Below are 10,418 nucleotides of genomic sequence, written 5' to 3'. Positions count from 1 at the left end.
CGCTGCTGATGTGCTCGCTGCTGTTCGCGCTGCCGATCAACGCCCGGTTGTTCCATCGCAGGGTGACCGGGGCCGAGTGGATGTGGGCCGGCCTGCTCACCGCCGCGGTGACCGTGATCGTCGTCGTCGGCAATCCGCAGGCCGGTCAGGCCACCGCACCGCTTCGCACCTGGGCCGTGGTGGCCGTCGCCCTCGGCCCGTTGTTGGTCGCCTGCGTCGTTGCGGGCCGCATCCTCGGTGGCGCCGCCGCCGCGGTGCTGTTCGCGCTCGTATCGGGTTCGCTGTGGGGGATCTTCGCCGTTCTGGCCAAGGAGGTCGTCGCCCGGCTCGGCGATGGCGGATGGGCGGTGATCCGAGCCCCGGAGCTCTACGCGGCGATTGTGGTCATCGTGGGCGGGGTGGCGTCGAGCCAGGCGGCGTTTCGAGCCGGACCGCTGACCGCGTCGATGCCCACGCTTGAGGTGGCACAGCCGGTCGTGGGGGCGGTGCTGGGGGTGGTGGTGCTCGACGAGACGTTGAGCGCGGGCCGCGCCGGGATGGTCGCGTTGGCGGTGGCCGTCCTGGTGGTCGCGGTGGCCATCGTCCGGCTCGCGCGTGTCGAGGCCGGCGCGACGCGCGATCGGGTCGAGGCCGAACTCCGCGACACGGTCGGCCAACCGGCCTGAGGGTCCGCGACACCCGATCGCGGGCCCGCCGATGTCGGCATGCGCGCACGAAAAACCCATTACAATGCATGCACTGTTTCTGGTCAGCGGTGACCAACTACATCGATTTTCGTGGAAGGTCACTCGATGACGCCTTTGCGCAGACGACGGTCGTGGCTGGCTGCCGCGATCGCTTCGCTTGCTGTCTTCGGCGTTGCCTGCGGCAGTGGCCACACCGCGGCACCGGCCAGGGTCATCTTCGACAAGGGCACTCCATTCGCCGATCTGCTCGTCCCCAAGCTGACCGCCTCGGTGACCGACGGGGCCGTCGGCGTCACCGTGGATGCGCCGGTGACGGTGAGCGTCGCCGGCGGCGTCCTCGCATCGGTCAGCATGGTCAACGAGAACGGCAAGTCGATCAGCGGGCAGTTGAGCCCCGATGGTCTGCGCTGGTCTACCACCGAGCAACTCGGCTACAACAGGCGCTACACGCTGAGCGCCAAAGCGTTGGGCATGGGGGGCGCCGCGAATCGGCAGATGACCTTCCAGACCAGTTCCCCGGCTCACCTGACCATGCCCTACGTCTATCCGGGCGACGGTGACGTCGTCGGGGTCGGCGAGCCGGTGGCCATCCGCTTCGACGAGAACATCGCCGATCGGGCGGCGGCGCAGAAAGCCATCACCATCACCACGAACCCGCCCGTCGAGGGCGCGTTCTACTGGCTCAACAACCGCGAAGTGCGTTGGCGCCCAGAGCATTTCTGGAAATCGGGGACGGCCATCGATGTGGCGGTCAACACCTACGGCGTCGACCTGGGTGACGGGATGTTCGGCGAGGACAACGTCAAGACGCACTTCACCGTCGGCGACGAGGTGATCTCGACCGCCGACGACACCACCAAGACCGTGACCGTGCGCGTCAACGGCGAAGTGGTCAAGACGATGCCTACGTCGATGGGCAAGGACAGCACGCCAACCGACAACGGCTTCTACATCATCGGCGGCCGCTTCAAGCACATCATCATGGATTCGTCGACCTACGGCGTTCCGGTCAACTCGCCCAACGGATATCGCACCGAAGTCGACTGGGCCACCCAGATGTCCTATAGCGGCGTCTTCGTGCACTCGGCGCCCTGGTCGGTCGGCGCCCAGGGTCACACCAACACCAGCCACGGGTGCCTGAACGTGAGCCCCAGCAACGCCGAGTGGTTCTACGACCACAGCAAGAGCGGCGATGTCGTCGAGGTGATCAACACCGTGGGACCGACGCTGCCGGGCACCGAGGGCCTGGGCGACTGGAACATCCCCTGGCCGCAGTGGAAAGCGGGCAACGCCAACACCTGACGCGTCGGGCAGGAGCGTACTTCCTGCCGAGTGGGGTGGCTGACGGGACTCGAACCCGCGACACCCAGGATCACAACCTGGTGCTCTACCAGCTGAACTACAGCCACCATTGCCGCCATCCGGCCTTTCGGCCAACGAGCGGCGACGTCGATACTAGCCGGTCGGTGGCTCGGGGGCCGAATCGATTGGTCCCGGTGTGCCCTTTCCGCCGTCCAGATCGGCGACCACGGCCTCGATCTCGCTGGTAGACGGCCCCGGCGGGGCGACGAACGCGGTCTGGCGGTAATACCGCAGCTCGCGGATGGATTCGTGAATGTCGGCCAGCGCCCGGTGGGCGAGCCCCTTGACCGGCTGGCCGAAGTAGATGCGCGGATACCAGCGCCGGCAGAGTTCCTTGATGGAGCTCACGTCGATCATCCGGTAATGCAGGAACGAGTCCAGCGCGGGCATGTCGCGGGCGATGAACGCGCGGTCGGTGGCGATGGAATTGCCCGCCAGCGGCGCCGTCTTGGGTTGCTTGACGTGCTTGCCGACGTAATCGAGCACCATGGCCTCGGCGGTCGCCAGGTCCACGGTGGACGCCCGCACCTCGTCGATCAACCCTGAACGCGTGTGCATTTCGGTGACGACGTCGATCATCGACGACAGCGCGGCCTCGTCGGCGTGGATCACCACGTCGACGCCGTCCCCCAAAATGTTCAGATCGGCGTCGGTGACCAGGGCCGCGATCTCGATCAGCTTGTCCGACCCGAGATCCAGCCCGGTCATCTCGCAGTCGATCCACACCAACTCGTCTCGCACAGCGCTCACACTAGGCCCAGGCGGCACTTACGTTGCCCGTCGCCCCCAAATCCCTCGGAGAAGTAGGGTGAGCGTTGCCGGACCGCATGCCGAACCACTGGAGAACGGGGGGTGCGCCACGATGAGTGCCGAATCGGCGGAGACGCCCGCGCGCCGGATCGCGAACGGCTACGCCGTCGACGGGCAGGCGCTCGAACTGGGCACGGTCGTCGTCGACGGCGCGGCCGACCCGACGGCCCAGATCCGCATCCCGCTGTCCACCATCAACAGGCACGGTCTGGTGGCCGGCGCCACCGGAACCGGCAAGACCAAGACGCTGCAGCTGATCGCCGAACAACTCAGCGCCGCGGGCGTTGCGGTGATGATGGCCGACGTCAAGGGCGACCTGTCGGGCCTGGCCCGGCCGGGGGAGGCCAACGAGAAGACCGCGGCGCGCGCCAAGGACACCGGCGATGACTGGGCGGCCACCGGATTCCCGGTCGAATTCCTGTCGCTGGGCACCGGCGGCGTGGGCGTGCCGGTCCGCGCGACCGTTGCCAGCTTCGGTCCGGTTCTGTTGTCGAAAGTGCTGGGGCTCAACGCCACTCAAGAGTCGACGCTGGGACTGATCTTCCACTGGGCCAAGGAGAACGATCGTCCGCTGGTGGCGCTGGACGATCTGCGTGGCGTCATCAGCCACCTGGCCAGTGACGAGGGCAAGGCCGACCTGAGAGACCTCGGCGGGGTCTCGCCGACGACGGCCGGCGTCATCCTGCGTGCGCTGGTGAACCTCGCCGCCGAGGGCGGCGACACGTTCTTCGGTGAGCCGAAGCTCGACCCCCAGGATCTGCTGCGCGTCGACAATCAGGGCCACGGCATCATCTCGCTGCTCGAGTTCAGCGGTCAGTCGCTGCGCCCGGTCATCTTCTCCACGTTCCTGATGTGGGTGCTCGCCGACTTGTTCGCGGTGCTGCCCGAAGTCGGTGACGTCGACAAGCCCAAGTTGGTCTTCTTCTTCGACGAGGCGCACCTGTTGTTCGCCGACGCGTCCAAGGCGTTCCTGGAGCAAGTCGAGCAGACCGTCAAGCTGATTCGCTCCAAGGGCGTCGGGGTGTTCTTCTGCACGCAGCTGCCCACGGACCTGCCCAACGACGTGCTCTCCCAGCTGGGTGCCCGAATCCAGCACGCGCTGCGGGCCTTCACCCCCGACGACCAGCAGGCGTTGGCCAAGACCGTGCGGACCTATCCGAAAACCGATGTTTACGACCTGGAATCGGCGTTGACGTCGCTGGGCATCGGGGAGGCCGTCGTCACCGTGCTGTCGGAGAAGGGCGCGCCCACCCCCGTCGCGTGGACGCGCATGCGGGTGCCGCGCTCGTTGATGGCTTCGATCGGTGACGACGCGATCGCGCGGGCGGCGAAAGACAGTCCGCTGCAGGCGAAATACGGTCAAACGGTTCAACGACCGGCGCAGCCCCAGGCCGGTCCGCGGGACGGACACGCCGGTGCGCCGCAGCCACCGCAGGCGCAGTCGGAGTACCCGCCGGTGCCGCGCAACGAGCCTCCACCGCCGATGCCGGCGCCGGCGGAGCCGAAAGGGCCCGCGGTGTGGGAGGAGGTGCTGAACAACCCCACCGTGAAAAGCGGTATCAACACGGCAATACGCGAGATTACGAAGAACCTGTTCGGCACCGGCCGAGGCCGCCGCCGCTGACCCTTAGCCGCCGCCGAGCTTCTTGTAGAAGCTGCCCACGATCGGCGCGACGATAGCGCGGGGAGCGTACCCGCTGGCCACCGACATCGCCTTCGACGTCAGGCCCGGTACGACCCGCATCTTGTTGCGCGCCAACGCATCCAGCGACAGCTTCGCGGTGTGCTCGGTCGAGATCCACAGGAAGTCCGGCACCAGCCGTTCGACCAGCGACCGTTCGGCGTCATCCGGGAGGTCGGTGCGCACCGGTCCCGGCGCCAGCAGCGTGACGTGTACACCCGAGTTGCGCAGTTCGCCGCGCAGCGACTCGCTGAAGGTGTTCGCGAACGCCTTGCTGGCCGCATAGGTCGCGTTGTAGGGGATCGGCGAATTGCCCGCAGCCGAACCGGAAATCAGGATGCCGCCGGCCCTGCGCTCGACCATGCCGGGCAGCACCGCGAGCGTGAGGTCGTGCACGCCCAGCACATTCAGCTGCAGCTGGGCCTTCTCGACCGCCGGGTCCAGCGTCGCCACCGGACCGAAGGTCGCGGTGCCGGCGTTGGCGCACAGGATCGAGATGGGCCGGGCGGCCAGTTCGTCGCACAGCTTCGCGCGTTCGCCGGGATCGGCCAGGTCCGCGGGCCGCACGTCGACCGCGACGCGGTACTTGTCGCTCAGGCGGGCGGCAAGCGCGTTGAGCAGGTCTTCGCGCCGGGCGGTGACGATCAGGCTGTGGCCGCGGGCGGCCAGTTCAGTGGCTAGCGCTTCACCGATGTTCTGCGAAGCGCCGGTGACGACGGCGCGCGCGTCCGGGCTGGGAGCGGGGATCGGCATGAGCCAATCGTAGACAGCCGCCGCGGCGCGGCCGGGCGCGGCGGGTCGACTGCGGAACACAACGCAGCGATCGCGAGCGCGGCGCGGCCGGGCGCGGCGGGTCGACTGCGGAACACAACGCAGCGATCGCGAGCGCGGCGAAGCCGGGCGCGGCGGGTCGACTGCGGAACACATAGGCTGCCGGGCATGGGCCAGCCGTCGTCGCGTTCTCTCACGCCCGTGCCGTCCCGAGTGGTGGCGTGGGCGCTGTGGGACTGCGGCTCCACCGGCCTGAACGCGATCGTGGCGACCTTCGTCTTCGCCGTGTACCTGACCAGCAGCGTGGGGGTGGGCATCTCCGGCGGCACCACGCCGGCGAGTTGGTTGGGGCGTGCGGCGGCAATCGCCGGGTTGACCGTCGCGCTGCTGGCTCCGGCCGTCGGCGTCTGGGTGGAGTCGCCGCATCGCAGGCGGGTGGCCCTGAGCGTGCTGACCGCGCTCGCCGTCGCGCTCACGTGTGCGATGTTCTTCGTCCACGATCGCCCCGGCTACCTGTGGGCGGGGCTGGTACTGATGGGCGCGACGGCGGCGTGCGGTGACCTGGCCAGCGTCCCGTATAACGCGATGCTGCGCCAACTTTCGACGCCGCAGACCGCCGGCCGGATCTCCGGGTTGGGCTGGGCGGCGGGCTACGTCGGCAGCGTCCTGCTGCTGCTGGTGGTCTACAGCGGGTTCATCTCGGGCTCGGGCTCGGGTCCGCACGCGACGCGGGGGCTGCTGCGGGTGCCTCTTCACGACGGCCTCTACGTCCGGGAGGCGATGCTGGTCGCGGCGGCGTGGCTGGCGATCTTTGCCCTGCCATTGCTGTTCGTCGCACACCGGCTTCCCGACTCGGCCGAGGTGCACGAGCCGACCAGCATGCTCGGCGGCTACCGCAAGCTGTTCACGGAGGTGTCCGCCGAATGGCGGCGCGACCGCAACCTGGTCTACTTCCTGTTCGCGAGCGCGCTGTTCCGGGACGGGCTGGCGGCGATCTTCGCTTTCGGCGCCGTGCTCGGCGTCAACGTCTACGGCATCTCCCAGGGCGACGTGCTCATCTTCGGAGTGGTGGCCAGCGTGGTCGCGGCGGTGGGCGCGGTGCTGGGCGGGTTCGTCGATCACCGGATCGGGTCGAAGCCCGTCATCGTGGGGTCGCTGGCCGCGATCGTTGTTCTGGGCCTCACCCTGATGCTGCTGTCGGGTTCGGTGGCCTTCTGGACGTGCGGCCTGCTGCTGTGCATGTTCATCGGGCCGTCGCAGTCGTCCTCACGTGCACTGCTGCTGCAGATGGCCAAGCACGGGCGGGAAGGCGTCGCGTTCGGCCTGTACACCATGACCGGGCGGGCGGTGGCGTTCGTCGCGCCGTGGTTGTTCTCCGTGTTCGTGGACATATTCGGCGCCGTGCGCGCAGGCCTCGGTGGCATCTCGCTGGTGCTGATCGCCGGCCTGCTCGCCATGCTGGCGGTTCGGGTCCCTGCGCGCGGTGCCCTCGCGGCCGAACCGACGTAGCGGCTCAGCCTCTGGCGTCGCAGATTGTCAGGCCCACGCCGACGCGCTGGCTCATCTGCACCCCGTTGACGGTGACCGAGCAGGTGACGTTGTGGCCGATGTTGACGATGGTGACGTTGGCGGGGTGCGTGGCCGCCTTGGGCAGGCTGACCTCTTTGCTCCAGGGCAATGCGACGTTGAATTCGGTCTGGATGACGTCCCCGGTGTCGATGTACATGATGCTGATCGCCCGGCCGTCGCCGGCCACGCTGTAGACGATGTCTTGCATCCCGGCCGGTCCGGGCGACTCGCTGGGCGTCGGCGAGCCGCCGGTCGGCGGCACCGGGGCCGGGATGCGCGGCTGGGACGGGCGCGTCGACGGGCTCGGCATGGTCGGAGTCGTCTCCGGCATGGCGGGCAGCGGCGGGACGGCGGTCTGCGTCTTGATCGCGTCGTTCACCAGCACCAGGGCGATGACCAAGGCGACCACCAGCAGCACGGCTGCACCGGCGACGATCCACAGCCAACGCGGTGGGGGTTTCGGGCCCTCCGGCGGCGGGGGAGCCAGGCCCGGGGAAGGCAGTTGGCCCGACGGGGGAAGCTCGTGCTGCCAGTACGCCGGCAGCTGTTTGGTGGTGTTGGTGTCGTTTGCCCACGGCGGTGCTTGCCCGCCGTAGGCGGGCGCGTAGGGCGTCTGATCGGCGTAGGCCGGATCAGCCGGCGGCGGGTACCACGGGCCCTGCTGCCCCGATCGCGGCAGAGACGGACTGAGCCGGTCGGTGGGACGTGAATCGTTCATGTCCACCTCATGGTTTGCAGAGTACCTGCGCCGAGCGCCGGAACGGCGAATCACCTCACGGCGGGGACTCAGGGGCGCTCGCCGCCGGCGGCGAGCGCGGCGACCGTCATCGCCCGCATGACGGCGCGGGATCGCGCGGCGCGGGCGGGTTTGCCGCGCGAGGCGTCCGGCGATTTCATGCTGTACGGCGTCGAGTTCAGCAGGCCGAACACCGCGTGGGCGGTCAGCCGGGCATCGGCCTCGGCCAGGTCGGGGTTCAGCTCGCGCAGCACCCCGACCCACACCTCGACGTACTGGCGTTGCGCTTTGCGCACCTGCTTTTCGGCGGCCACGGGCAGATGCGCGAGGTCGCGGTCCTGGATGCGGATCAGGTCCGGCTCGCCGAGCGCGAAGTCGAGATGGAAGTCGATCAAACCGTCCAGCGCCGCGGCCGCGTCGGAATTGCGGGCCCGCACGTCGCGGGCGCCGGCGAGCAACCGCGCGCTGATGCCCACCAGCAATTCGACCAGCAGCGACTCCTTGTTGGGGAAGTGCCGGTAGATCGCCGGCCCGCTGACACCGGCGGCGGCGCCGATGTCTTCCAGCCGCACGGCGAGGAAGCCGCGCTCGGCGAACAGCCGCTCGGCCGCCGAGAGTAGCTGCAGGCGCCGGTCGGATTTCAGCTGGCTGCGACGCTTCGGGGCATCGGCAGAGCCGGGCGGCCCGTCGGAGGTGGACGTTGTCATGACGGACCCCCGGTCCAGTTGGTTAATCGCCACTAACTTAGCACGAGTTATTCGCGATTAACCTGCGACAACGGGTGGCACGGCGCCGGGACGGCGTTTCTGGACCGGTGGGGTCGGCGATGGTATTCTCAGCGGCGAGTTAATGAGCATTAACTCAAACCCCGCCCGACGGCAAGGAGGCTGCTGCGGCGATGGACAAGGTGGTGGCGACGGCCGCCGAGGCGGTTGCCGACATAACCGACGGATCCTCCCTGGCGGTGGGGGGCTTCGGGTTCTGCGGCATCCCCGAGGCGCTGATCGCCGCGCTGGTGACGACCGGCGTGCGTGACCTGGAGACGGTGTCCAACAACTGCGGCGGAAACGGCGTCGGATTGGTTCATCTTTTGGAGCACAAGCGGATTCGCCGGGCCGTCGCCTCCTATGTCGGTGACAACAAGGAGTTCGCTCGCCAGTTCCTCGCAGGTGAGCTCGAGGTGGAGCTCACCCCGCAGGGCACGCTCGCGGAGCGGCTGCGCGCCGGCGGGATGGGTATCCCGGCCTTCTACACCCCCGCTGGCGTCGGGACTCCCGTCGCCGACGGTGGGTTGCCGTGGCGCTACGACGCATCCGGCGCGGTGGCCGTGGTGTCACCGCCGAAGGAGACCCGTGAATTCGACGGTGTCACCTATGTCCTGGAACGGGCCATCCGCACCGACTTCGCGCTGGTGCACGCCTGGAAGGGCGACCGGCACGGCAACCTCGTCTACCGGCGGGCCGCCGCCAACTTCAATCCGGACTGTGCGCGGGCCGGCACCGTCACCATCGCCGAGGTGGAGCACCTCGTCGAGCCGGGAGAGATCGACCCCGCGACGGTGCACACCCCGGGCGTCTTCGTGCAGCGGATCGTGCACGTGCCCGAACCGGACAAGCCGATCGAGAAGACAACGGTGCGGCAATGAGTTGGAGCCGAGAGGGTTTGGCGGCGCGGGTGGCCGCGGAATTCGAGGACGGCCAATACGTCAACCTCGGCATCGGGATGCCCACCCTCGTGCCCAACCACATCCCGCCCGGCGTCACCGTCGTCGTGCATTCGGAGAATGGGATCCTGGGCGTCGGACCCTATCCGCGGCCCGAGGACGCCGACGCGGATTTGATCAACGCCGGCAAAGAGACGGTCACCACGATGCCGGGTGCTGCTTTCTTCGGTTCCTCGGACTCGTTCGGGATCATCCGCGGCGGACATCTCGACGTCGCCGTGCTGGGGGCGATGCAGGTCTCGGCCACCGGCGACCTGGCCAACTGGATGGTTCCCGGGAAGATGGTGAAGGGAATGGGCGGCGCGATGGACCTGGTCCACGGCGCCCGCAAGGTGATCGCGATGATGGAGCACACCGCGCGCGACGGCAGCCCGAAAATCGTTGCGCGGTGCACTCTTCCGTTGACCGGCACGGGCTGTGTCGACCGCATCATCACCGATCTGGCCGTCATCGACGTCCGCGACGACGGTTTGCACTTGATCGAGACCGCCCCCGGCGTCTCGGCCGACGAGGTGCTGGACAAAACCGAACCGCCGCTTGTGCTGGCGACAACCGGGAGGCATTCGTGACTTCAACAGTGATGACCGCGCCATCGTTCGCCGAAGAGCACCGCCGGCTGGTCGCCGAGTTGAACGCCAAGCTGGCGGCCGCGGCGCTGGGCGGCAACGAACGCGCGCGCGAACGCCACGTCAGTCGTGGCAAGCTGCTGCCGCGCGAGCGGGTGGACCGACTGCTCGACCCGGGCAGCCCGTTCTTGGAGCTGGCCCCGCTGGCCGCAAACGGCATGTACGACGACGAGTCCCCGGGCGCGGGAATCATCACCGGGATCGGCCGGGTGTCCGGGCGGGAGTGCGTGATCGTCGCCAACGACGCCACGGTCAAGGGTGGCACCTACTACCCGATCACGGTCAAGAAGCACCTGCGCGCGCAGGAAGTCGCGCTGCAGAACCGCTTGCCGTGCATCTACCTGGTGGACTCCGGGGGTGCGTTCCTCCCGCGGCAAGACGAGGTCTTCCCCGACCGCGAGCACTTCGGCCGGATCTTCTACAACCAGGCGACCATGAGCGCCAAGGAAATCCC

Annotated in this window: 11 protein-coding genes and 1 tRNA gene; 7 read left to right on the top strand and 5 right to left on the bottom strand. The window is 68.5% G+C overall.

Annotation, left to right across the window (positions count from 1 at the left end; translation table 11 throughout):
• Both A9X04_RS31135 and A9X04_RS25080 read left to right on the top strand, forming a co-directional pair.
• The coding region (locus A9X04_RS31135) for a DMT family transporter (protein ID WP_067926582.1) at positions 1 to 665 on the top strand (665 nt) is incomplete at its 5' end.
• Between the two features lie 126 nt (positions 666 to 791).
• Complete coding sequence (locus A9X04_RS25080; protein ID WP_067926573.1) at positions 792 to 1,988, top strand: Ig-like domain-containing protein; 1,197 nt, start codon at positions 792 to 794, stop codon at positions 1,986 to 1,988.
• Between the two features lie 31 nt (positions 1,989 to 2,019).
• Here the strand turns inward: A9X04_RS25080 and A9X04_RS25075 are convergent.
• Both A9X04_RS25075 and orn read right to left on the bottom strand, forming a co-directional pair.
• Positions 2,020 to 2,095, bottom strand: a tRNA-His gene (locus A9X04_RS25075).
• 46 nt (positions 2,096 to 2,141) lie between these two features.
• Positions 2,142 to 2,789, bottom strand: coding sequence for an oligoribonuclease (orn, locus tag A9X04_RS25070; RefSeq protein ID WP_067926570.1), 648 nt, complete (start codon positions 2,787 to 2,789; stop codon positions 2,142 to 2,144).
• 121 nt (positions 2,790 to 2,910) lie between these two features.
• Between orn and A9X04_RS25065 the strand changes: the two genes are divergently transcribed.
• Positions 2,911 to 4,482 (top strand): helicase HerA-like domain-containing protein, encoded by a 1,572-nt coding sequence (locus A9X04_RS25065; RefSeq protein WP_067926567.1) that lies wholly within the window; start codon positions 2,911 to 2,913, stop codon positions 4,480 to 4,482.
• Positions 4,483 to 4,485: 3 nt separating this feature from the next.
• Here A9X04_RS25065 and cmrA read toward each other — a convergent pair whose 3' ends face one another.
• Positions 4,486 to 5,292, bottom strand: coding sequence for a mycolate reductase (gene cmrA, locus A9X04_RS25060; RefSeq protein ID WP_067926579.1), 807 nt, complete (start codon positions 5,290 to 5,292; stop codon positions 4,486 to 4,488).
• 186 nt (positions 5,293 to 5,478) lie between these two features.
• Here cmrA and A9X04_RS25055 point away from each other — a divergent pair, with 186 nt between their 5' ends.
• On the top strand, positions 5,479 to 6,819 hold the full coding sequence (locus tag A9X04_RS25055) for an MFS transporter (RefSeq protein WP_067926563.1): 1,341 nt from the start codon (positions 5,479 to 5,481) through the stop codon (positions 6,817 to 6,819).
• Positions 6,820 to 6,823: 4 nt separating this feature from the next.
• Here the strand turns inward: A9X04_RS25055 and A9X04_RS25050 are convergent, their stop codons facing one another.
• Positions 6,824 to 7,603, bottom strand: a complete 780-nt coding sequence (locus A9X04_RS25050; protein WP_156764529.1) for an MmpS family transport accessory protein — start codon at positions 7,601 to 7,603, stop codon at positions 6,824 to 6,826.
• 62 nt (positions 7,604 to 7,665) lie between these two features.
• The gene (locus A9X04_RS25045) at positions 7,666 to 8,322 is read right to left on the bottom strand and encodes a TetR/AcrR family transcriptional regulator (protein WP_067926560.1); all 657 of its coding nucleotides are present in this window, start codon (positions 8,320 to 8,322) and stop codon (positions 7,666 to 7,668) included.
• Between the two features lie 191 nt (positions 8,323 to 8,513).
• Between A9X04_RS25045 and A9X04_RS25040 the strand changes: the two genes are divergently transcribed.
• From A9X04_RS25040 to A9X04_RS25030, 3 genes are all read left to right on the top strand, one after another.
• Positions 8,514 to 9,260, top strand: a complete 747-nt coding sequence (locus A9X04_RS25040; RefSeq protein WP_067926557.1) for a CoA transferase subunit A — start codon at positions 8,514 to 8,516, stop codon at positions 9,258 to 9,260.
• On the top strand, positions 9,257 to 9,907 hold the full coding sequence (locus A9X04_RS25035; protein ID WP_067926554.1) for a CoA transferase subunit B: 651 nt from the start codon (positions 9,257 to 9,259) through the stop codon (positions 9,905 to 9,907). Before A9X04_RS25040 ends, A9X04_RS25035 begins: the two co-directional genes overlap by 4 nt.
• An 11-nt stretch (positions 9,908 to 9,918) precedes the next feature.
• The coding region (locus A9X04_RS25030) for a carboxyl transferase domain-containing protein (protein WP_304442411.1) at positions 9,919 to 10,418 on the top strand (500 nt) is incomplete at its 3' end.

Source organism: Mycobacterium sp. E3247 (assembly GCF_001667785.1).
In the GTDB taxonomy this organism is placed as follows: Bacteria; Actinomycetota; Actinomycetes; order Mycobacteriales; family Mycobacteriaceae; genus Mycobacterium.
This window is presented reverse-complemented; position numbering and strand designations above follow the sequence as displayed.